Source organism: Nocardia sp. NPDC005998 (assembly GCF_040614395.1).
In the GTDB taxonomy this organism is placed as follows: domain Bacteria; phylum Actinomycetota; class Actinomycetes; order Mycobacteriales; family Mycobacteriaceae; genus Nocardia.
On the sequence record NZ_JBEXUI010000022.1, the window covers coordinates 123,892 to 144,994 of the forward strand.

At 66.3% G+C, this 21,103-nt stretch carries 19 protein-coding genes; 7 read left to right on the plus strand and 12 right to left on the minus strand.

Going from position 1 to position 21,103, the window contains the following annotated elements:
• Window position 1 precedes the first annotated feature (1 nt).
• Window positions 2-199 carry a hypothetical protein gene (locus ABZ293_RS26445; RefSeq protein WP_355184853.1) on the plus strand — a complete coding sequence of 66 codons (198 nt, stop codon included), beginning with the start codon at window positions 2-4 and terminating at the stop codon, window positions 197-199.
• Here ABZ293_RS26445 and ABZ293_RS26450 read toward each other — a convergent pair.
• The 3 genes from ABZ293_RS26450 to ABZ293_RS26460 are packed head-to-tail and all read right to left on the minus strand — an operon-like array spanning window position 180 to window position 2,646.
• Window positions 180-1,604, minus strand: a complete 1,425-nt coding sequence (locus ABZ293_RS26450; RefSeq protein ID WP_355184855.1) for an ABC transporter substrate-binding protein — start codon at window positions 1,602-1,604, stop codon at window positions 180-182. The genes ABZ293_RS26445 and ABZ293_RS26450 overlap by 20 nt on opposite strands.
• A 29-nt stretch (window positions 1,605-1,633) precedes the next feature.
• Complete coding sequence (locus ABZ293_RS26455; RefSeq protein WP_355184857.1) at window positions 1,634-1,861, minus strand: ferredoxin family protein; 228 nt, start codon at window positions 1,859-1,861, stop codon at window positions 1,634-1,636.
• On the minus strand, window positions 1,861-2,646 hold the full coding sequence (locus tag ABZ293_RS26460; RefSeq protein ID WP_355184859.1) for a GntR family transcriptional regulator: 786 nt from the start codon (window positions 2,644-2,646) through the stop codon (window positions 1,861-1,863). The genes ABZ293_RS26455 and ABZ293_RS26460 overlap by 1 nt, the downstream gene beginning before the upstream one ends.
• 414 nt (window positions 2,647-3,060) lie before the next feature.
• Here ABZ293_RS26460 and ABZ293_RS26465 point away from each other — a divergent pair, with 414 nt between their 5' ends.
• The 4 genes from ABZ293_RS26465 to ABZ293_RS26480 are packed head-to-tail and all read left to right on the plus strand — an operon-like array spanning window position 3,061 to window position 6,810.
• Window positions 3,061-4,590, plus strand: a complete 1,530-nt coding sequence (locus ABZ293_RS26465) for a hypothetical protein (RefSeq protein WP_355184861.1) — start codon at window positions 3,061-3,063, stop codon at window positions 4,588-4,590.
• A complete protein-coding gene (locus ABZ293_RS26470) occupies window positions 4,587-5,027 on the plus strand; it encodes a FixH family protein (protein ID WP_355184863.1) in 441 nt (146 codons plus the stop codon). The genes ABZ293_RS26465 and ABZ293_RS26470 overlap by 4 nt, the downstream gene beginning before the upstream one ends.
• Window positions 5,028-5,080: 53 nt before the next feature.
• Window positions 5,081-6,211 (plus strand): hypothetical protein, encoded by a 1,131-nt coding sequence (locus ABZ293_RS26475; RefSeq protein ID WP_355184865.1) that lies wholly within the window; start codon window positions 5,081-5,083, stop codon window positions 6,209-6,211.
• Between the two features lie 26 nt (window positions 6,212-6,237).
• Window positions 6,238-6,810, plus strand: a complete 573-nt coding sequence (locus ABZ293_RS26480) for a hypothetical protein (protein WP_355184915.1) — start codon at window positions 6,238-6,240, stop codon at window positions 6,808-6,810.
• A 311-nt stretch (window positions 6,811-7,121) separates the two neighbouring features.
• Here the strand turns inward: ABZ293_RS26480 and ABZ293_RS26485 are convergent, their stop codons facing one another.
• The 3 genes from ABZ293_RS26485 to ABZ293_RS26495 all read right to left on the minus strand — a co-directional run bounded on the left by ABZ293_RS26485 (window position 7,122) and on the right by ABZ293_RS26495 (window position 9,712).
• Window positions 7,122-7,925 carry an alpha/beta hydrolase gene (locus ABZ293_RS26485; RefSeq protein WP_355184867.1) on the minus strand — a complete coding sequence of 268 codons (804 nt, stop codon included), beginning with the start codon at window positions 7,923-7,925 and terminating at the stop codon, window positions 7,122-7,124.
• Window positions 7,926-8,064: 139 nt separating this feature from the next.
• Window positions 8,065-8,904, minus strand: coding sequence for a class I SAM-dependent methyltransferase (locus tag ABZ293_RS26490; protein ID WP_355184917.1), 840 nt, complete (start codon window positions 8,902-8,904; stop codon window positions 8,065-8,067).
• Between the two features lie 487 nt (window positions 8,905-9,391).
• Window positions 9,392-9,712 carry an EthD family reductase gene (locus tag ABZ293_RS26495; protein WP_354952026.1) on the minus strand — a complete coding sequence of 107 codons (321 nt, stop codon included), beginning with the start codon at window positions 9,710-9,712 and terminating at the stop codon, window positions 9,392-9,394.
• A gap of 87 nt (window positions 9,713-9,799) precedes the next feature.
• Between ABZ293_RS26495 and ABZ293_RS26500 the strand changes: the two genes are divergently transcribed.
• Window positions 9,800-10,819, plus strand: coding sequence for an AraC family transcriptional regulator (locus ABZ293_RS26500; RefSeq protein ID WP_355184869.1), 1,020 nt, complete (start codon window positions 9,800-9,802; stop codon window positions 10,817-10,819).
• A gap of 376 nt (window positions 10,820-11,195) precedes the next feature.
• Here the strand turns inward: ABZ293_RS26500 and ABZ293_RS26505 are convergent, their stop codons facing one another.
• The gene (locus tag ABZ293_RS26505) at window positions 11,196-12,992 is read right to left on the minus strand and encodes an acyl-CoA dehydrogenase (RefSeq protein WP_355184871.1); all 1,797 of its coding nucleotides are present in this window, start codon (window positions 12,990-12,992) and stop codon (window positions 11,196-11,198) included.
• 110 nt (window positions 12,993-13,102) lie between these two features.
• On the opposite strand from ABZ293_RS26505, the gene ABZ293_RS26510 reads away from it, so the two are divergent.
• Window positions 13,103-13,711: a QsdR family transcriptional regulator gene (locus ABZ293_RS26510; RefSeq protein ID WP_355184873.1), complete on the plus strand. Its 609-nt coding sequence runs from the start codon at window positions 13,103-13,105 to the stop codon at window positions 13,709-13,711.
• On the opposite strand, the gene ABZ293_RS26515 is transcribed toward ABZ293_RS26510, so the two are convergent.
• The 5 genes from ABZ293_RS26515 to ABZ293_RS26535 form a co-directional block, all read right to left on the minus strand.
• On the minus strand, window positions 13,696-14,688 hold the full coding sequence (locus ABZ293_RS26515) for a pyridoxal-phosphate dependent enzyme (RefSeq protein ID WP_355184875.1): 993 nt from the start codon (window positions 14,686-14,688) through the stop codon (window positions 13,696-13,698). The two genes, ABZ293_RS26510 and ABZ293_RS26515, sit on opposite strands and share 16 nt — an antisense overlap.
• Before the next feature lie 185 nt (window positions 14,689-14,873).
• Window positions 14,874-16,151 carry a cytochrome P450 gene (locus ABZ293_RS26520; protein ID WP_355184877.1) on the minus strand — a complete coding sequence of 426 codons (1,278 nt, stop codon included), beginning with the start codon at window positions 16,149-16,151 and terminating at the stop codon, window positions 14,874-14,876.
• A 37-nt stretch (window positions 16,152-16,188) separates the two neighbouring features.
• Complete coding sequence (locus ABZ293_RS26525; RefSeq protein WP_355184879.1) at window positions 16,189-17,589, minus strand: FAD-dependent oxidoreductase; 1,401 nt, start codon at window positions 17,587-17,589, stop codon at window positions 16,189-16,191.
• Window positions 17,586-17,801, minus strand: coding sequence for a ferredoxin (locus ABZ293_RS26530; RefSeq protein WP_355184919.1), 216 nt, complete (start codon window positions 17,799-17,801; stop codon window positions 17,586-17,588). The genes ABZ293_RS26525 and ABZ293_RS26530 overlap by 4 nt, the downstream gene beginning before the upstream one ends.
• 377 nt (window positions 17,802-18,178) lie before the next feature.
• Window positions 18,179-21,025, minus strand: a complete 2,847-nt coding sequence (locus tag ABZ293_RS26535) for an AAA family ATPase (RefSeq protein WP_355184881.1) — start codon at window positions 21,023-21,025, stop codon at window positions 18,179-18,181.
• Between the last annotated feature and the right edge of the window lie 78 nt (window positions 21,026-21,103).

Consider the following 21,103-nt stretch of genomic DNA (forward strand, 5'->3'; position numbering starts at 1 on the left):
AGTGGGACCGACCAGGGCTGCCGTGCGCCCGCCGGTCGCCCGGCCGCCACTGCTCAGTGAATCGGTGCGCGATGCGGGCCCGCCCGTCGCCCGGCCGCCACTGCTCAGTGAATCGGTGCGCGATGCGGGCCCGCCCGTCGCCCGGCCGCCACCCCTCAATGAATCGCTGCGCGATGCGGTCATTTTCGGACTTCCGTGACGGCCTGTTCATACGAGATCGCCACCGCGGCCGGATGCGCCTGCCGGTAGCGCTGCGCGGCAGCAGGTGTGGTGAACGGCAGGAAGCTGTCGCCATCGCGCAGCCACACCGCCTTATCGGCGAACCAGCGCGTACCGAGTTCGGCATCGGGCACATAGGCGGCGCGTATCGCTTTGCCCTGTGCCTTGGCCGCCTGGACCGCGCGCAACAGGCAGGTCGGATCCGCGGCGGGCTGTGGCTCGGCGCCGTCGAGCCACAGCTCACCGGCCTGCGTGGCATTGCTCACCGGACGTGCGCAGACTGGGTCGGTACCGGTGACGCGGCTGGGGTTGACGGTGGACGCCACCGCCTGGTCGTAGTCGCCCACGCCGGTGTCGGCCAAGGCTCTGCGCAGCGGCGCGGGATCGACGAACTTATCGATATCGAGTTCGGCGAAGTCGCCGATCGACTTCAGGTACTGCACATCGCCTTTGAACGCATCGATCAAACCGGGCTTGACCGTGGTATCGAAAGACGTGCCGCCGGGCCCGTTGTAGAGGTACACGACCTCCTGCGGCAATCCGGAACCGTCGGCGACGATCTTGGCGGCTTCGAACGGCTTGTCGTTCAGGAACTTCGTGGCATCGAGCTGGGCGGCGAGGAAGGCCTGCAGCACCTCGGGATGATCGGCGGTATAGGAGCGCCGCGCGACTACGCCGTGGAAGGTGGGCACGCCCAATTCCGCACCGTCGTAGAGCAATTTCGCCTTGTTCTGGAAGACCAGCAGTCCGGGCCAGGCGACGAACTGCGCGAGCGCGCCGACCTGGTGCGATTCCAGTGCGGTGGCACCGACCTGCGGCTGCTGGTTGAGCACCTCGACGCCCCTGGCCGGATCGACGCCCACCCGCGAGAGTGCCTGCACCAGCGTGCCGTGTCCGGCCGAGCCGACGCTGGCCGAAATCTTCTGCCCCGCCAGTTCGCCGATTGTGTTCGCGGTCGAATCCTGGGGCACCACAACCATATTGAGCGCGCCCCTCGGATTGTATCCGGTCACCGATACCAGCGCCGTCTTGGCCCGATCATTGGCCTGGGTGCGAGATCCGTTGATCAGCAACGGATAGTCACCCATCGAGTCGATATCGATCTTCTCGGCGAGCATCTGCGCGGTGATCGGTGCGCCGGTGTCGTAGTCCTGCCACTCCACCTGGTACTTGGCGCCGCCACTGTCGGTGATCTTCTGTAGCCGCTGTTCCAGATAGCCCTGCGCCTTCAGCAGGGTGCCCGCGGTGACGGTATTGATGGTCTTGGACTGGTAGCCGACGACGACCTTGACGGTTCCGGCCGGGGTGCTGTCCGAACTCTGCAGCGAGCAGCCCGCCACGGCCAGTGCGACGGCGAGGAGCGGGGGAGCGAGGCGTTTCTTCATGGGGGACTTCCGGATTCGGTGCAGATACTTCAGCGGATCAGATACGGCATATTGACGGTGACGGCACCGGTGGGACATCTGGCCGCACACGGGCCGCAGTACCAGCACTCGTCCACGTGCATGAAGGCCTTGCCGTTGTCCGGGTTGATGGCAAGCGAGTCGAGCGGGCAGATCTCCACACACAGCGTGCAGCCCTGAATGCACAGGGATTCGTCGATGGTCACCGGGATATCGGTGCGTTGGTTCGCCAGTGCCATCAGATGACCTTCCATTCGGATGTGCTGCGGATCAGACTGCCGCGCATGGTGATTCGGTCTCCGCGCATCCGGATGTACTCCAGATCAACCGGTCTGCCGTCATCGAGACGGGTCAGCCGCTCGAGCATCAGCAGCGCGGCGCCCTCGGGCGCCTCCAGGGTGGCGGCGGTGTGCGCGTCCGCGGTAATCGCTTCCAGCGCGAGATCGGCCGAGCCGAGTGGTCCACCGCTGATCTGTTCGATGAGCACGAAGATGTCATTGGTCTCGAGATCATGGCCAAGGACCTCGGTGCCGATATCGGGTGCGAGATAGGTGAGATCCAGGCTCAGTGGCAGATCCGCGAGATAACGCAGTCGCTCGATATAGACTACGCGCTCACCGGGATTCAGCCCCAGCTTGCGCGCGACGGCGGGCGGCGCGGTGATGTGCACGGCCGCGCGCACCTCGTTTCGTACCGTGCCGTGGCCCTTCAGCGTTTCCTGCAGCCCGAGCAGCGCGTCGAGCCCGTGGTCGTATTTGCGCCGAGCGACCCGGGTGCCCACCTTCGGCACCCGATCGATCAACCCTTCGTCCTTGAGCAGTGCGAGCGCGTCCCGCACGGTATTGCGGGACGCGTCGTATTCCGCGGCGAGCTGCTGTTCACTCGGCAGTGCCTCGTCAAAGGCCCCCGCATGGATCTGATGACGTAGCACGTCGGCCATCCGGCGCGCCTGGTCGGCCCGCAACCGTCGCACGGGCGTCGCCTCGGCTCCCACCTCCGCCACCTTTCTCTCGCTGACCTGCATGGATAGCGACGATAGTTGGCGCGCCAGCCTGCCAGATCCGCCCAGCGGGCCGGCGAAATCAGGGGATGTTATTCCGCCGCCCACCAGCCGCCCTGACCTGGGCGGATGCCTGCCGGAATGGCGATTGCGCCACCCCGTTCACGGTCGGTGAGTTTTGATCACGCAGATTCGAATGACGCATCGAGCGCGGTATGGAGTGGCGGGCCAGCGGTTCCGGCGCGGATGAGTTCAGGGATTATCCGGATGGTCGGCCAGGGTGGCATCACTCCGGCGGGGGAGTCGAAATCCCCACCGGGGGTGATGTTCTCGTGGGTGCGCATCCCTACCATGGCGGGCGTGGCTGTTGTTGCCGGTGTTGTTCGCGGTCGCGCTCTGCTTGTCGCAGGGGTGTGTGCGTTGTTGGTGTCAGTTGGGATGGGTTCGGCGTTCGCGGATGCGCCCGCCTCGGGTGCGGATGTTTCGGTTGCGCAGTCGCTCGGTGATCGGGAGCTCACGGTCGTATTGCGCCGGGTAACCAGTGTGCCGGGGCCATTGCGCGTCGATGTGGTCACCCATGCCGGTACCGCCGCCGGGCGGCTCACCCTCGCGGTGACGCCGACCGGCGCCACCACACGATCGACACTGCCCGCGCCCGGCGCGCCCACCGCCGAGGCGGTTGTGGATCTCGGCGACACACCCGGAATGTATTCGGCGACTGTGCCCATGGATCGGGCCGGGCCATGGGAATTGGCCATCGGCGACGGTGCGCGGGTGGCACGGATTCCCTTCGTCGTGCCCGCGCAGGTGACCTCGCCACCCGAACGGTTGGTCTATGGCGGATTTCTGGTGGCGGGTGTGCTGCTGCCGGTCGCAGCGGTGCTCGCGATACGCGCTCGGCGCAGCGGGTGGGCGCTGCTACCCGCCGCCGGGATGGTGGCCGGGATCGCGGTATCGGTGACCGCCGCGGTGCTGTCCTCATCGCTGCCGCTGCCTCCGCAACCCGGTGGACAGCTCGAGCCCACGGTGGACAATGTCACCGATCCCTATGCCCTGAATCAGCCATTGCTATCGGATTTCTCGCGGCCGCCGGTCCTGCTGACCATTGCGGGTGGGCCGGTGAATGCCGGGCGCCCAGGCGATCTCGACCTGGTTCTGATCGATGCCGCCACCGGAGCACCGGTCGATGATCTGCTCGTCCACGACAGTGCGCTGATGCATCTGCTCGTCGTCGGACCGTCCGGAGGTCTGTCGCATCTGCATCCGATTCGGATCGGGCCCGGTCGCTACCAGGTTCATCTGCGGTCGCCGGAGGCCGGGCGATATGCCGTGTCGGCGGAGTTGGCGCGGCGCGGCGGTGGCGTTCAGATGGTCCGTGCGGCAAGCGGTTTCACTGTTCTTCCGGGCACCGAGGCACCGCAATCCGTCAGTGCCCCAGTGCATCTCGGTAGTAGTGACAAGAACACCGCGACTGTTATCGACGGAAATCCGGTCAAGATCAGGACGACCACGCCGGTGGCCGGAGCGCCGATCACCATTACCGCCGAGTTCGGCGACAGTGCCGACCTGCAGCCGTGGCTCGGCATGGTCGGGCACATGATCATGGCGGGTCCACTGCCATCCGATACGGATATCGCTGTGGCCGTGCAGAACTCGCCCATCTGGGGGCACGCCCACTCGATGGGCGCGACATCGATGGAGAACATGCCCGGCATGAATATGTCGGGCATGGATATGCCGGGCATGAATATGACCGAGCCCGCCTCGAGCCGGGGAACCATGCTCATGCCACCCGTCAACGGCGACAGCGCACCCGACGAGACGGTCGCCGCATACGGGCCCGAGGTTCCCTTCACCTACACCTTCCCGCTCGCGGGCCGGTATCGACTCTGGATCCAGGTCGAACGGCGCTACACAGTGCTCACTGTTCCGATCGTCCTCGATGTCGCGACGGGAGCGCAGCCGTGAGCGGGTCCGAATCCGCGGTCCGGACAACCGATCGCCGTCTGCTGCTGGTCGGGGGAGCGGCGGTCGTCATCGTGCTCGCCGCCGTCGTCTGGCTGGTCTGGCCCAGTCCCGCTGGCCCGCTCGTGCTGAAATCCGGTACCCCGCGCCATCTCGTCACGGTCGCCATCGACAACCTGCGAATCGGCAGCACCGATATCGACATCACCGTCACCGACCGTGCCGGTGCCTCGAAAGACCATGCCGCAGTGCGGATTCAGGCGAACCAGCCGCTGATGGGACATGCGGGACAACCCATTGCGGCGGTGCCCGCCGGGGCCGGTCGTTTCCACGCCGCGGCGGTGCCGCTGATGATGACCGGCCCATGGGAGCTTCGCCTATCGATCGATGAACACGGCAGCGTCGACGAACTCGCGGTACCGCTGTGGGTCGGTGGCTGAAAGCACTTGCAGATCAAGACAACCGTCGGAGCACGAGAGAGATGAGGACCGCCATGAGCACGTCAGCACCACCCGATGCGACCGCGGCCGAGGCCGGAGATATCACCGCCTCCGATAACGGCAGCGCGTCCCGCATCGGCGCCTGGGGCGTATTACTCGGCACCGCGGTCACTTTGGTCGGTCTCAGCTGGGATATCCAGTGGCACAACGAAGTCGGCCCCGACACCTTCTTCACCCTGCCGCATCTGTTCCTGTACTCCGGCAGTGCCATATCCGGATTCGCCAGCCTCGCCATGGTGGTCATCGCCACCGCCGCCCAACGTGCCGGTCGGCCCGTACCCCGGCTCGGCGGCACCCCCATCCGGGTCTTCGGCAGTAACCTCACCGCACCGCTCGGCTATATGATCGCCGGTGCTGGCGCCGCATTGTTCCTGCTCTACGGTCTGCTCGATCTGGAATGGCATTCGATCTACGGCTTCGACGCGGTACTCAACACCCCGTCGCACGTCGCGCTGTTCCTATCGATCTCGCTGACCATGATCGGCAGCATCATCGTCTTCGCGGCCCATCGTGACCACCGCTGGGGACAGCTCGGCATCGTCGTCGCGATTCCCATCCTGATCACCTTCGCGCCGATTCCCACCAATGCATTGAACAATCTGCACCTGCCCGCCGATCCGACGATCCTCGGCATCGTGCTGTTCGGACCGATGCTGCTCATCCTCGGCGCGGCACTGCTGGCGCGCACGGGCGCCGCCATCGCCATCGCCGCCGCGCTCGGCGCCATGCAGGCGTTGCTGTGGTGGTTCTCGCCCTGGGCCGCGCAAACCTATGCCTCGGCCATCGGTCTGCCGCTGCGCGACGGTCTCACGGGACGACCGCCGGAGCTGCCGGTCATGATGCCGATGTTCCTGATCGTCGCGGCCGTCGCCGTCGAGGCGCTGTTCTGGCTGGCCCGCAACCGTGGTTTCGACGCCAGGAAGATCGTATTGGTGGCCGGTGCGGTGACCGGCATGGTCATCGGTGTGACATTTCCGCTCCAGCTGGCTTTCACCCATGCCACCTCGCATATCGCCGTCGGCGACGTCGTGACGATCACCCTCTTCGGCATTCCGCTCGGGCTGCTCGCCGGATTCCTGGGCGGCCGGTTCACCACCATGCTGCCCGCGGTCCGGGAGGCGTGATGAGCACTGCATTGCATAGCGATTCGATGAGGGGCGGTGGCCGGGTGGTGGGTGGGCTCGTTTTGCGCAGACTCGTCGTCACCGTGCTGACCATGATCACCCTGTCCCTGATCGCGGTCGCCCCTGCGTCCGCCTACGCGCCGGTCGATATCGTGCACACCGAGCGTGTCCAGGTCGGGCCGTACGGTGTGACCGTAGGGTTCTCGACCTGGCCGATTCGCGCGATGAAATCGCTGGACTTCACCTTCATGCCCGACGGCGGCATCGCCTATAAGTCCGGAACGCTGCGGTTGACCGGACCCGCCGTCAGACCGGGCCGCCGCGCCACGCCGCTGGTCCGCCATCCCCGCAAGCGCGATTCCTGGGGCCTGGACGTGAAGGCCTTCGACGCCCCGGGCACCTACACCTTCACCTTCGCGATCGACGGTCCGCTCGGCCACGGCGAAGGCACCCTCGACAATGTGACGGTCCTCGACCAACCCGGACCGCCCCTGCCGCTGAGCTGGACTATCGGCACCCTGCCCTTACTCGGTCTGCTCGTGTTCCTGGCCGTGGCTTGGCGTCGCACCCGCCCCGGTGGTCGACCGCTGGTGGTCTGAGCGCGCGAACGCACCGCGATCCGGTTCGGGTCGCGGTGCGTGGGCAGGTCAGAACCAGGCGTTAATGCGCGGTTGAGTGATCTCGACAGCGGTATCGCGGCGGTGTCACCAGTCCTCGCCAGCCCGATCTCGGCGCACTTGTCGTGGGTTTGCAAGCGGTTGAATCAGCTAAATGGATTGCTGGGCAAGCGCTTTCCGGATTCGGCCGTTGCTGGGTAGATGCGTCAGACGCTGAACGCGTGCATACATCCGGCAGCGTCGTGACGATCTCACGGAGGGTTCATGCGGTTCGGAGCCGTGCTCGCTTCACCTCACCTCGAGCCCAGGAATTCCGCGATCCGGGAGGTGAGGGCCTCGGGTGCCTCGCCGTTGATCGCATGTGAACGGCCGGGCCAGATCTCGACTTGTGCGGTCGGGATCATGCGTGCGCGCTTGGCAGCTCGGTCGGGGTTGTGCACGATACTGGCGCCTGCGATGATCGCCAGCACCGGAGTCGTGATCGCCATCAAGTCGTCGGCCGAGGCCAGCGTAGGACGCGGCTGGTGTTGCTGGAAATCGCGCATGCCAGAAGCGATCAGGCGCGCTTCGGGGATGTCGTCGTCGACTGCCACTCCACCGGAAATCCAGCTCAGCAGCCGGTGCCGGATCGGCTGCGGCATCCCCGGCACCACACTACCGAGAGACACCGCGACCATCTTCCACGTCACCGGAGCGAAGGTCATGGCCGGATCCAGTAGAACCGTCGAGGCCAGCCGCTCGCGCCGATGGATGGCGCACTGTGCGGCAAGCCATCCGCCGATACTGACGCCGAGCAAATGCACCCGCTCGACGCCGAGCTGGGCGATCGCCTCGTCCACCCACGCCGCCTGGTCGCACGGACTGCTCATCGCCTTCGTCTGCGCCGACGCGCCGGGCTCGCCGATACTGTCGATCGACCACACGGTGCCGATTTCGCGTAGGGACTCGATATTGGCTCGCCACATCGGCGTTGATGCCTGTCGGCCCGACAACAACAGGATGGGCTCCGGGGCGGGCGGCCCGAACCGGTACGCCGTCGTGTAACCGAATGAGGTGGCAATAGTTCGAATTTCCTCAGCCTGCGGGAGCAAGCGCATACCGGCGCGATAGGCCGCGGTGAACCGAGTCCTCCCTGCATCGCTACGGAAACAACCAATCCCGTCCGGCTGCGGAGCAACCGGTACACATTCGGGCAAAGTCCCGGGATACGAGCCGGGGAGGCCGGCGCCGGTGGATTCAGAATGCATAGCGGTGGTACTGAGCCATCATCCGCACCGCGGGAGCCAGCGACATCAGTTTTCCGATCAATCGGTAGCCGCCGGAAACGCCGCGGCGGAACGACTCGGAATCGAAGACCGAGATCGCGGCGAGCGGACGTAGGCCAGGAACCTTGGAGACTATATCGTCGGGGCCGTTGATCGCCCAGTGCAGTGTTGAACCGGAACGCCGGACGATGGTGTTGATCTTCTGAGATCGGATCCCCAGGGAGTTGAACGCATCGAATTGGAGTTCGCCGCAAGGGAATTTCTCAACCACCGCGCGGAAGAGGCCGATGCCCTCGGCTTCGGTCAGGTACATGGTGAGGCCCTCGGCGATCAACAGCACCGGTTGGTCCCCGGCAATGGCCTGCAGCCAATCCGAACTCGTCACAGAGGCCGGTATCTGGTGGTAGTGCTCGCGGGAGGGATACAGCTTCTCGCGAAGATCGATCACCTCCGGGTAGTCGACGTCGTACCATTCGACCCCTGGCCCGGGGGCCAGCCGGAATACGCGGCTGTCCAGTCCGCAACCGAGGTGCAGCACGGTGGCTCGCTGATGCTGGGCGAGGAACTGCCGCGCCCAGGCGTCGAAATGCACTGTGCGCGTGGTCACGCCGAATTGGTTGCGGGCCGTGATGCTGGTGCGGTGCCAGTCGTAGTCGATACGGCTGACCGCATCCCTGGCCCAGGTGTCGCGCAGCAATGAATTCTCCGCATCGGCGTCCAGCGCCTTGGCATACAACGTCGCGAGCATCGTCTGAGGCGCCCCGCTCATGTCGACACGGATCTTCTTGCCAGCGGGCAGACCGCCATCCATTGAACACATGATCAACATATTAAACACTCGTTCAATGTCTTGGCCACACTCGGCGTCCACATCATTCGACGTCGCTGAACGAGCCGTCCGAACGTACTGCTCCACGGAGCCCGGGGACGCAGTCCCTGCGGTGGCCTGGCGTCGCACCCGTCCCGGTGGTCGACCGCTGGTGGTTTGAGCGCGCGAACGCACCGCGATCCGGTTCGGGTCGCGGTGCGTGGGCACGGGCCGCTCACATCGAGCGAGAGGACACCAATCGCCCTGGGAGCCAGAGCATTTGCGTTCATGACAGCTGGGCCTGCACCGGACGGTACTGACCCGGGCAAGCACGTATCGCCTCGACCACCGCAAGGCCGGAGCGCCGGAACGTGCAGCGGGGTGGTTCGATCCAGCGTCGAAACTGCGTGGGCGAGCCGAATTGTTGCAGGTAGAAGCATCTTTCGCGCATTCAAGATGGCGAAGCCTCGATTGCCGTGAACGGCGCAGGCTAGGCGTCCTCGAGGACTTCTGCGAATGCGATCACTACGCCTCCGGTCGCGTGCTCGCGGGTAGCGGCGACCAGGGGACCCGCCTCTGCGGCGGCGGCGCTGGCCGCCGCGTAGTCGGCGAAGTGCAGGTCCAGCAGTCGGTAGGCCGGGGTCGGGCTGCCGTCTTCCTTGGGCCAGACCTTCGACGTCTGCAGCCGAGTCAAGCCGGGGAGCTTGCGCGCCAGCGTCAGCTGCTCGGGGTAAGCCGCCTCGAAGGCGTCCGGGTCGGTGGGGTTGGAGTAGATAAAGCTGATCTTGGTGGTCTTGCCATGCTCGGTCATAGATGACCTCTCCGTTAGTCTCCGTTGATGTCAGCGAGCGCTCCCGCTCACGGTTGTCGACACTAGCTAGAGGAATGGTTAGCGACCATGACCCAACCGCCGGTAAATCTTGCCGATCGTCCAGCGGCACAAGCCAATTCGCTCGGATCGCCGCAAAAGTACGCCGGTCCGGCAGCGCTCGAGGACGCCGCGATCAGCCGCTCCGCAGAGAGTCAGTCGGACGACTTGCTCTCGGAGTTGCTCCGGAGTGTGCGGCTGAGCGGAGAACGGATCGTTGCGTACGGTCCGCCGCGGACTTTCTCGATGGGCTTCGCCGATGTCGGCAGCCTGCACATCATCGAAGAGGGCGAACTCGAGCTTCGGATCGACGGAGACGCACACGTCGAGCACATAAGCCGCGGCGATGTCGTCCTGCTCCCGCGCGGCGACCCCCACCACCTCAGCAACACAGGCAAGCGCACGCAAGCGATCGCGCGGGCAAGCGCAGCAGCGAACGACGCACCCGAGCCGGCGCGCTGGCTCTGCGGAACCTTCACGATCGGCGACCCGCAGGCGAGCCACCTGCTCGGGAGCCTGCCGGCCGTGATCATCCTGGGCGGCACCCGCGCCCCAGCGCCCGAAGGGCTCGAAGTCGCCCGCAGGATGCTCGTAATCGAGATGCAATCGCCCTCTCAAGGATCAGCGGTCATGATCGCCCGCATCCTCGATCTGATCTTCATCCAGATTCTGCGCGCCTGGGCCGCCGGCAAGGACGTCGAACCGAACTGGCTGGCCGGTGCATTCGACCCGCAGATCGGTCTGACCTTGAGCGCTATCCACCGAGACCCCGGCCACGACTGGACAGTCGAGGAGCTGGCCCGAGCATGCAACCTTTCCCGGTCGTCGTTCGCTGCGCGGTTCGCCGCTCGCGTTGGGAAGCCGCCGGCCACCTATCTCGCGCAGGTACGCCTGGATGCCGCCACCGGCCTGCTCCGCGACACCTCCCTTTCGGTCGCGCTCATCGCGGAGCGCGTCGGCTACACATCGGAGGCGGCATTCAGCCGCGCGTTCAAGAACCGCTACGGCACGCCACCGGCTCGCTGGCGACGAGACATACCAGGTCGCTGACGACCCGCGATATCGTCGGGTCCGAGGCCCCACTGCCGCAGGACCCACCCCGACCTCGGGAAAGAGCCGAGACTTCGGCACCAGAAGAGTGCTCCTGCCCCTGCGATGTTCAACCTTCGACAAGTCGAACTATCGCAGGTCGGAGCACCCTTCGTTCACGAATGATCAACGCTGCCTGCATTACCGTGAGTGGCCGAGGGCTCGCCCCTGAACAGCCCGGACTGCCCCTGCCGCTGACCTGGACGACCGGCACGCTCCCACTACTCGTATTCCTGGCGGTGGCTTGGCGTCGCAGCCGCCCCGGTGGTCGACCGCCGGTGGTCTGAGCGCGCGAATGCACCGCGATCCGGTTCGGGGGTCGCGGTGCGTGGGCAGGTCAGAACCAGGCGTCGCGCATATCCAGGGTGGTTCGGTCCATCAGCTCCAGCAGATCCAATTGTGGTGTGGTCTTGGGCAATTCGTAGCGGAAGAAGTAGCGGGCGGCGGCGCGCTTGCCGTCGTAGAAGTCGCCCTGTTTGCCGTGTGCGGCCAGTGCCTGCTCGAGCCAGACCCAGGCGAGGACCACGTGGCCGAAGGCCTCGAGGTAGATGGTGGAATTCGCCATTGCGGCGGCGATATCGCCGGAGGCGAACATCCAGCCGGTGACGGTGAGCAGGCGCTGCCAGACGGCGTCGAGTTGACCGCCGAATTCGGTCCATTCGCCGCCCGCTTCGGTGGCCGCGAGTACGGTCCGCTCGATCTGTGCGGCCAGTAGCCGCAGGCTGGCTCCGTCGTGCTGGATCACCTTGCGGCCCAACAGGTCCAGGCCCTGGATGCCGTGGGTGCCTTCGTGGATGGGGTTGAGGCGGTTGTCGCGGTAGTGCTGTTCGACATCGTATTCGCGGGTGTAGCCGTAGCCGCCGTGCACCTGGATGGCGAGGCTGTTGGCCTCCAGACACCATTGCGACGGCCAACTCTTGGCCACGCCGGTGAGGATTTCCAGCAGCAGGGTGTGCTCGCGTTTCGCGGCCGGATCGGCGGTGGTGCGTTCCAGATCGACGAGCCGGTTGCAGTAGAGCAGCAGACCGAGCGCGCCCTCGACATAGGACTTCTGCGCCAACAGCATGCGCCGCACGTCCGGGTGCTCGATGATCGGCACCTGCGGTGCGGCCGGGTCCTTGGCGGTGACCGCGCGGCCCTGGCGGCGTTCGCGGGCATAGTCCAGCGATTTCAGATATCCGGTGTAGCCCAGGGCCGTCGCGCCGAGCCCGACACCGAGCCGCGCCTCGTTCATCATGTGGAACATGTAGGACAGGCCGCGATGCGGTTCGCCGACCAGATAGCCCACCGCTCCGGCGGCACCGTCGGGAGTGTGCTTGCCCTCACCGAAGTTCAGCACCGTATTGGTGGTGCCGCGATACCCCATCTTGTGATTCAGTCCGGCCAGCACCACATCGTTGCGCGCGCCGAGCGAACCGTCCTCGGCCACCAGGAATTTCGGCACGATGAACAGGGAGATGCCCTTGGTTCCGGCCGGTCCGCCCGGAATCTTGGCCAGTACCAGGTGCACGATATTGTCGGTCAGCTCGTGATCGCCGCCGGAGATCCACATTTTCGAGCCGAACAGCCGGTAGGTGCCGTCGGCCTGCGGTTCGGCGCGGGTGACGATATCGGCCAGCGAGGAACCGGCCTGCGGTTCGGACAGGCACATCGTCCCGGTGAATCTGCCCTCCACCATGGGTTTGACGAAGCGCTCGACCTGCTCCGGAGTGCCGTGTGCGGCAAGGAGATTGGCATTGCCGACGGTCAGGAAGAGATATCCCGTGGTGCCGACATTGGCCGCTTGGAACCAGCAGAACCCGGCCGCCTCCAGGGTGGCGGGCAGCTGCAGCCCGCCGATCTCCTCATCCATGGCGGCACCGATGAGATTCGCCTTGCCGAACGCCTCGACCGCGGCCTTGACCTCCGGAATGATGGTGACCCGCTCACCGTCGAAGGTCGGCTCATTGCTGTCATTGCGCTTGTTGTGCGGCGCGAACTGCTGGGTGGCGAGATTCTCGCAGAGGTCGAGGAAACCGTCGAAGGTCTCTCTGGAGTGTTCGCGGAAACGCGGCAGCGCCGTCAACTCCTCGACCCGCAGCCATTCGTAGAGCAGGAAATCGAGGTCCCTACGGGAGATCAATGTCGAGCGCACGGGCACTTCCTCTCGCGGTGGCGGAGCACTGGCCCAGACGGGCGTGCGCCTCGTCCGGGTCGATTTGGTACGTTACTACGCATGTGTCGCGAATCGATCCCAGGGCTGGGATGACCACAACCTCCAGTACCGCCCGACCCGTCGGCCGTCCTGCCGCCGCCTCCCCGGAGCAGGTGTTGGCCGCGGCGAGCGCCCAGTTCCTGGCCTCCGAGCGGGTCGACGTGCAGGCGATCGCGGCCGAGCTGGGACTGTCGCGGGCGACCATCTATCGCTGGTTCGGGTCCCGGGACGGTCTGCTCGGTGCGGTCATGGTGTCGGAATTCGAGCGGATGGTCCTGGCGGCGCGCACCCGCGTCGACGGATCGGGCGCACCGCGCGTGCTCGCCATGCTCGACCGGGTGGCGCGCTGGATGACGCGCAGCGAGGCGTACCGGTACTTCATCGCGACCGAACAGGCCACCGCGGGCCGCATCATCACCACCAGCGACGGACCGGTGCAGCCGAAGGTGGTCGGGGTGGTCGCCGAGATACTCGATATCGCGATCGAGGAGGGCTACCAGAACCGGGTCGACACCGAGACGTTCGCGTATGCCCTGGTCCGGCTCATCGAGGCGTTTCTATATCAGGATGCGGTGACCGGTATTCGGGGCGATGTGGATCGGCTGCGCGCGGTGCTGGCGGTGATCCTGGGGCTGGATCCGGATCAACGCGGCCCGTAGGTATCGAGGAACAGCACGGGTCCGTCACCGAAGTCGCCGCGGGTATCCATATCCAGCAGTCCCGCCAAAGCCTTTGCGGTGTAGACGGTTTCCAATTCCAGTCCGCTGGTCGCGGCGAGCTGCTGCGCGGCGATAGCGGCCGGGGTTTCGTGGCCGTAGCCGGGACCGAGCCAGTCGCGCACCATTGTCACGTCCTCCGGACGCAGCTCGGGCACGGTGACTTCCGCGCCCCGCGCGCGCAGCACTGCCGCGGCACGGTTCGCCAGCCCGACAATGTGCCGCGCGTCGAGCGGGAGCGAATCGTTGACGATGACACCGACAACGCGGGTGGGTAATCCGGCCAGCCGTAGGCCGAGGGCCAAACCCACTGCCGTGCCACCGGATCCGACGGCGGTCACCAGATGCGTCGGTTCGGGTAGTTCGCCCGCGGCGATCTGCGCCGCCAGCTCCAATGCGACCTCGACGTAGCCGAGCGCGCCGATCGGCGACGATCCGCCGACGGGCAGCACATACGGCAGGGTGCGGCCGTGCATATGCCGCAGCAGCAGCCACGGTGCGGCGAGGACCGTGCGCAACTTGCTGTGCGTGAAATGTAAAGTGGCGCCGGAGTTTTCCAGCCGCCGCAATTGTGCGTGGACGTGGTCGTCCACCGGTTGGTCGACCAGCGCCAGCGCGGTGTCGATGCCGAATTCCCGAGCGTAGAGCGCCGTGGCCAGACCCCAGTTGGTTCCGGTGCCGCCGAAGGTGAGGATGGTATGCGCGCCGCGCCGTCGCGCCTCGGGCAAGAGCCACTCCAGTTTGCGGATCTTATTGCCACCCCAGCCGCCCGAGCCGTATCCGCTTTCGTCCTTGCACCACACAGCGGTACCGGTGCCGAGATCGAGCAGGCGGACCGGCGTCGGCGCGCCACCGAGCCGGGTAAACGGCAGGGTGCTGGCCAGTTCGGGGAAGCGCTGGTGAAGCAGGGATTCGGTCATCCGACCATTATCGGGGTTCGGCTCCCTTCGGTGAGCAGTTGGTCGAGGCGGGCCACCGCAGACCCGGGAGAGTACCAATGCTTTCGCCGCCAGTCGTAGATCAAATTGCGTGCCGCCGCAGCGATTACCGTAAGTCGGCGCGGTTATTGCCCTGGGACGTGTTGGCATGCTGTGCTGATGTGTCTTCAGTCGGTGATGTGGTCGATGTCGATCATGAGGTGCAGGGGCCCGCGGAAGATCTGGCTTCGGCGATACGGTGGTGGGTCGTCGACCAAGCGCGGCCCTTCCACGCGGCGCAGGAATGTTTCCAGCGTGAGGTTGACTTCCAGCCGTGCCAGCGGACCGCCCAGACAGATGTGGATACCGCTGCACCAGCCGAGATGCTCATTGTCGGGGCGTTCGGGGTCGAACCGATCGGGGTTGGCGAACCGGTGGGGGTCGCGGTTGGCGGCGCCGTACATCAGGTGCACTGCCGCGCCCTTCGGGATGACGCTGTCGGCGATTTCGATGTCGTCAGTGGCGCTGCGGCTGGGGAAGAACTGCACGGCCGATTGCAGGCGCAGGACCTCTTCGATGGAGCGCGGAATCAGTTCCGGGCGCCGCCGCAGCAGCTCGAATGAACCGGGGTTGCGCAGCAGGGTCAGCACACAGTGGGAGATCGTGTTGACCGTCGAGTCGTGGCCGGCAACGAACAGCAGAATCGCGTTGGACACAGCTTCCTGCGGGGACATCGGCCCGTCCGGGCCGTCGGTGTCGTTGACCAGATCCGACAGCAGACCCTCGCCGGGCTGGTGGAGGTACCGCTCGATCAGCTCGGCGAAGTATTGCCGCAGTGCTGCGGAGCTGCCCCTGCCTTTTGCTGCGCGCATCCTTCCTTCCTCGGTGCCAGCGTCGGGACCCAGATCCTGGCCCGCCAACATGTCAAAGATCCAGGCGTGCAAGGTAGGTTCGTCGGCGAGGGGGATTCCTAGGATTTTGCAGATCACGGTCACCGGCACCGGATAGGCGTAGTCGTCTACCACGTCGAATCTTGTCGCCCCTCGGGCCTTGATCTCGTCCAGCAGCTCGTTGCACAGCCGGACGATGTCGGGCTCCATGCTCGGGATCAGGTTGGGCGAGTGTGGCGGGCCGAAGTGGCGCATTACCTGTCGGCGGGCGCGGTCGTGATCCGGCGGATCCGACATGATGATGTTCGGCTGACGACCGCCGTACGCCTGCACATCCTCGACGCCCGTGGCCGGTTCGGTGTCATCGGCCAGGGTGGCTGCTAGCGGGCTGCGGCGAATGTCGGCGCTGATCCGCGGGTCGTGCGCCAGCGCCAGCACCTCGCGGTAGCCAGTGACGACATACAGGTGGTCGGCCACTTGTACGACGGGGGTTTTGCGAAGTTCGTCGAAGAACGGGTACGGGTCGGCGCGGTTTTCGTACCGCATCGCCTCCGCCCAGGCGGTCTGTGCAGTCATGGTCCCTCCTCGATACAGCGGGCGGTGGCGTGTGTTGTCAGCTCCGCGGATGAAATTCGGCTCCCCGCGAGGTGGGGTCGTGGCCGGTGAGCACGACGTCGGGAATCTCGGTGGGCACGTGCGGGTCCGGGAAGCGAGCCGGGATCGGTGTCATGTCCCGGGGCCGGTCGTAGCCCGGTGGTGGCGGCGGGAACGGCGCCGACCGTTCGATGAGCGCGCCGTAGTATTCCAGCCATTTGCCGTGGTCGAACGTCACTGCGCCGACGATGCGTCCCCGATGGCCGTATGCGGCCGCGAAGCGGCGCTGGTCCGGCGAACCCTGGGTGAACACGATCTCGTCGCCGAACGAGCACACCCCCACACCCTTGATGTTGACGCCGAACTGGGCCGACCAGAACATCGGCAGCGGAAGGTGCGCGCGGCGCTCGGTCTCCAGACTGATCATGTTGTTAGCAGCCACCCGCGCCCCGCACACCGCGTTGTCCCAGTGCTCCATGGAAATGAAGTTGTATTCGTAGAGCACGTGCGGGGCACGTGCGATGTCGCCGGCAACGAAGATGTTGTCGGTCACCACGCCGTTGATATCGAATGCGCGGCAACCGGCGTCGCAGCCGACCCCCCAGAAGCCGGCGGCCAGACCGGCGCCGTCGAGCCACTCGATGTTGCGGACCGACCCTAGTGACGCGACCACGATGTCGACGTCGAGGGTGGCTCCATCGGAAAACCGAGCCTGCCGCACGTGGCCTTCGTCGTCTGCCTCCAGTGCCTCGACCGCAACACCGGTGCGCAGGTCGACCCCCGCATCGCGTTGCATCTTGGCGGCAATGTCACCGATTACGCCGCCCAGCACACCGACCAGCGGCCCGTCGGCGCGTTCGGTGACGGTCACCGGCAAGCCCAGTTCGCAACATACCGAGGCCATCTCCGACCCGATGAACCCCGACCCGACGATGAGGACCCGCCGCGGGCCGGCGTGCAGCGCGGCCTGCAGACGTGCCGCGTCATCGCAGGTGCGTAGCGTGAAAACGCCCTTCAGCGCGCCTTCTCGAGCGTTGAACCACGGCCGTGCGCGCACCCCGGTGGCGATCAGCAACCGGTCGTAGTCGATTTTGTCACCGTTGGCCAGCAGCACCTGGCGGTTGACCCGATCCAGGCCGGTGGCGGCGACCCCCAGCCGCCATTCGGCGTCGACCGCGCGCAGCCGCGCAAGCCTGGTGTGATCGGCCCGGACCCATCCTTGCAACACCTGTTTCGACAGCGGTGGACGATCGTAGGGCTCGTGCGGCTCGTCACCGATCAGCGTGAGCTTTCCGCGAAAACCGCACTCCCGCAAGGCTTCCGCGGCACGCAGCCCGGCCAGCGACGCCCCCACGATCACAATGCGGCCCTCCGCCCGAAACGTAGCCACCAGATCGGCGACCAGCGATGCGGTGCTCACTGCGCATGTCCGTCATCGGGGGTGTAGGTCTCCACGATGATCGCCTGAACCGGACACGCCGCTGCTGCCCGCAGCACCCGCTGGCGTTGCGAATCGTCAGGGTTGGGGTCGTAGGCCAGCGCCTCGTCGCCCAGTAACTTCAGTACATCCGGCGCCAGCGGAACGCACTGCGCATACCCCAGACATTTGTTCAGATCCACCACGACGCGCATACTCAGCTCCCCTTGTGAGCCGCTTTTCGCATCCAGCTTCGGTCGCTCACCCGTGGTCCGCAGACTCCAGACCAACCACCTGAATCCTACGCCGTTGATCATGTTCAACCAGGTCGCGCCGCCACGGCGCCCGAAGTACTTCAGGTTCGGCCGTGCGTACACCGCCGGCTCAGCCACCACGAACCGCGTACCCGTCCACGGAGGCGACAAGCCCGCCGCGACCAGCGCGAGTGGGATCGACGCCTGGGTCTGGGTCAGCGGGCGCTGGCCTGGTAGGAAGGCGCTGATCGAGGACGCCGTCTTCGGATCAGCGGGCCGGGCATATCGGATGGCGCGCCACCGCACGACCCGCTCAGGGCGTCGATATCGAGCCGGGCTCAGTCGGGCTCGATGAGGCCGTGTTTGCGGGCGACTGCGGCGGCCTCCGTTCGCGTCGCGGCACTGAGCTTGGTGAGGATTCGCGAGACGTGTACGCCCGCGGTATTGCCGCTGATGAAGAGTTCGGCCGCGATCTGCCGATTGCTCAAACCCTGTGCGACCAAGCGCAATACGTCGATTTCACGTGGTGTCAGGCCGAATGTTCGCGGCGCGGCCGCCGCCGGTTCCGGGCGACTCACCTCGAGTGCGACCCTGGCGCGCTCGGCCAGTTGCCCGGCCGCCTCGGTCAATGGCGTCGCGCCCAATTCCGCTGCCAGTTCGGCGGCTTCGCGCAGGGGTTCTCGGGCGGCGGTGCGATTGCCCACCGCCAGTTCGGCTTCGGCGCAACCGAGGAGGCTGCGGGCCAGGTCGTAGCGCTGGCCGATGGTGCGCCACGCGGATACCGCTTCGGCCCAGGCGGCGGGATCGCTGTTCCGGGTGGCAGTGAAGACGGCACGGTGGGCCGTGTCGACCACGGTGGTGACCGGCAATTGGTCGGCGATCGACGCGAGATCCGTTGGTGCGTTCTCGATCCGGGCCGCGGTCGCGAGCAGCGGCCACACCTCGTGGTGATGGGCGGCCAACTCGTCAGCCGCCAGCGCCTCGGCAACAACCTCACCCGCACGAAGAGATTCTCCGGCCGAGATCGCGATATCGGTTCGCAGAGTGTGCAATTGGAGCTGGTACTGGCGTGCCCACCGTCCGTCGCTCAGTAGCGCTGCGGCGGCGTCGGCACTGTTCGTCGCCGCCGCTGACGAGCCCTGTGCCAGGACGATTCTGGCGTGGCAGAGCAATAGCGCGGCCTTGCTCAGCGGTGGCAGCTGCCCGGTGAGCGATTCATCGATGAGACCGAGCGTCTCCGGCCAGCGGCCGAGAGCGGTGAGCGCCTGGGCCCATTTCACCAGCAGGATGGGCCCGGCCTCGGCGAAACGGAAGGTTTCGTGCGCCGCTCGTAATCCCTGTTGGATCGCTTCGATAGCCGCATGGTGCTGGCCCGCCGTGACGAGTGCCGCCGACTCCCACAGCACCACGGTCAACAGCGTCTGCGGATCGGCTGCTGCGGCATGGGCCTTTTCGAAATACGTAATGGCGGAGCCGGTCCGAGTGGCCGCCGCCAACCCCTGATAGGCGTAGCCGCGCGCCGCCAGCGCTGGCGTCCCGGTCTGTTCGGCCACCTCGACCGCGGCCCGGGCGGCCCGGGCGGCCCCGGCGGCGTCACCGCTGAAGACACGGGATGCGGCGAGTTCGGCGAGTGCCTCACCACGCAGCACGGTCGGCGGCTGCTCGGGCAGCAATTCGAGTGCCCGGTCGAGATCGCCGACGGATCCGCCGCCGCTCTGATTCTTCAGCACCGCGCGGTAGTAGAAGAGCCGGGCGGCGCGCTCCGGTGCGGCCGTCGCATCCAGCAGTTCCAGCGCCTCGTCGGCCGCCGCGACACCGTGCTCGACGATGCCACCGAGATGACAGGCCTCGACGACGCGTTCCAGTACGTCGAGGCGATCGGCCTCGACCAGCATCGCCGCATCGGGCACTCGATCCCACAGTGTCAGCACCCGGCCCAAATGCTGTAGGCGTTCGCCATGTGCCGCTTCGGATTCCGCGGCTGCGGCGGCCGCCCAGGATGCGGTGACCGCGCGCGGTAGATCACCCGCGGCGTACGCGTGATAGGCCAACTCGCCCACCCGCCAGTCGTCGGCGCGCAGCGCATCGTCGGTGATCAGTGCATGAGAAAGTCTGGTGTGCAATCGCTTTCGTTCGATCGGCAGCAGGTCATCGTAGACGGCATCGCGAATCAGGCTGTGGCGGAACTCGTAGCCGGTATCGGTGGCGAGCAGCAGCCGCTGCTCGGTCAGCTGGCGCAGCGCGAGGTCCAGCGCATCGTCGGTCAGGTCCGTGGCGGACTCCAGTAATCCGCCGCGCACCGGCGACCCCGCGACGGCGGCGAGCCGCAAGAGCGCCGTGGCATCGTCGGGCAGACCGGATTGATAGTCGAGCAACAGTTCGGACAGGTCCGCGGGCACGTCCTCCGGTGCGCGATCGGGATCCGCTCGCAGCGCACGGCCGAGCGCCTCAACGAAAAGCGGAATTCCCTTGCTGCGCTGGAAGACTCGGGTGTTGATGCCCGGATCTGGTTCGCGGCCGAGGATTGCGGCGAGCTGGCGACCGACCTCGTGTTTGGTCATCGGCTCCGGATTCAGTACGCGCACACCGGGATTGCGCCGCAGTCCGGCGACGAGCCGACGCAGCGGCTCCGCATCGCTGGGCCGATAGGTGCCGATCAGCAGTAGATCGCGCTGGGCGAGATCGGCGGCCAGGAAGGCCAGCAGTTCCTGGCTCGAATCGTCGGCCCAGTGCAGGTCCTCTAGGACGAGCACTACCGGACGCGCAAGCGCCAGCTGTTCCAACACGGTCAGGATCTCGCCGAACAGTCGGATCCGATCCGACTCGGGCTCCGCCGATCCGGCCCGCATTGCCAGTTCCGGCAGCCAGCGCGATAGCGCGGGGCGGGTGACCGGAAGTAGCGCGGTCAGCTCCTCGATGCCGATCCGGCGTAGCAGAGCGCGCATGATCGAGACGAACGGCGCGAACGGCACCCCGTTGTCTCCCGACTCCGGGCACTGGCCGACCAGTACGACCACATCCGCGCCGAGCCGCGACGTGAACTCGCCGACCAGCCGCGATTTACCGAGGCCGGGCTCACCGGCGATCAGCACCGTATGCACCGACTCGTCCCGATACGCCTGCTGGAGCGCGGCGATCTCTGCTGCTCGCCCGACAAAGGCACCGCGGTCGGGAAGGCTCAACACCACGCGATCATGCCTCGATCGTGGGCCCGGTGCCAATAAAGAGCGTGCGGCCCGAAGATAACGAATTCTCGTGATTCG

Coding starts and splice junctions, on each gene's coding strand:
- ABZ293_RS26450 (WP_355184855.1), bottom strand. CDS start 1,604: ATGAAGAAACGCCTCGCTCCCCCGCTCCTCGCCGTCGCACTGGCCGTG.
- ABZ293_RS26455 (WP_355184857.1), bottom strand. CDS start 1,861: ATGGCACTGGCGAACCAACGCACCGATATCCCGGTGACCATCGACGAA.
- ABZ293_RS26460 (WP_355184859.1), bottom strand. CDS start 2,646: ATGCAGGTCAGCGAGAGAAAGGTGGCGGAGGTGGGAGCCGAGGCGACG.
- ABZ293_RS26465 (WP_355184861.1), top strand. CDS start 3,061: ATGGGTTCGGCGTTCGCGGATGCGCCCGCCTCGGGTGCGGATGTTTCG.
- ABZ293_RS26475 (WP_355184865.1), top strand. CDS start 5,081: ATGAGCACGTCAGCACCACCCGATGCGACCGCGGCCGAGGCCGGAGAT.
- ABZ293_RS26480 (WP_355184915.1), top strand. CDS start 6,238: ATGAGGGGCGGTGGCCGGGTGGTGGGTGGGCTCGTTTTGCGCAGACTC.
- ABZ293_RS26485 (WP_355184867.1), bottom strand. CDS start 7,925: ATGCGCTTGCTCCCGCAGGCTGAGGAAATTCGAACTATTGCCACCTCA.
- ABZ293_RS26490 (WP_355184917.1), bottom strand. CDS start 8,904: ATGGATGGCGGTCTGCCCGCTGGCAAGAAGATCCGTGTCGACATGAGC.
- ABZ293_RS26495 (WP_354952026.1), bottom strand. CDS start 9,712: ATGACCGAGCATGGCAAGACCACCAAGATCAGCTTTATCTACTCCAAC.
- ABZ293_RS26500 (WP_355184869.1), top strand. CDS start 9,800: ATGACCCAACCGCCGGTAAATCTTGCCGATCGTCCAGCGGCACAAGCC.
- ABZ293_RS26510 (WP_355184873.1), top strand. CDS start 13,103: ATGACCACAACCTCCAGTACCGCCCGACCCGTCGGCCGTCCTGCCGCC.
- ABZ293_RS26515 (WP_355184875.1), bottom strand. CDS start 14,688: ATGACCGAATCCCTGCTTCACCAGCGCTTCCCCGAACTGGCCAGCACC.
- ABZ293_RS26520 (WP_355184877.1), bottom strand. CDS start 16,151: ATGACTGCACAGACCGCCTGGGCGGAGGCGATGCGGTACGAAAACCGC.
- ABZ293_RS26530 (WP_355184919.1), bottom strand. CDS start 17,801: ATGCGCGTCGTGGTGGATCTGAACAAATGTCTGGGGTATGCGCAGTGC.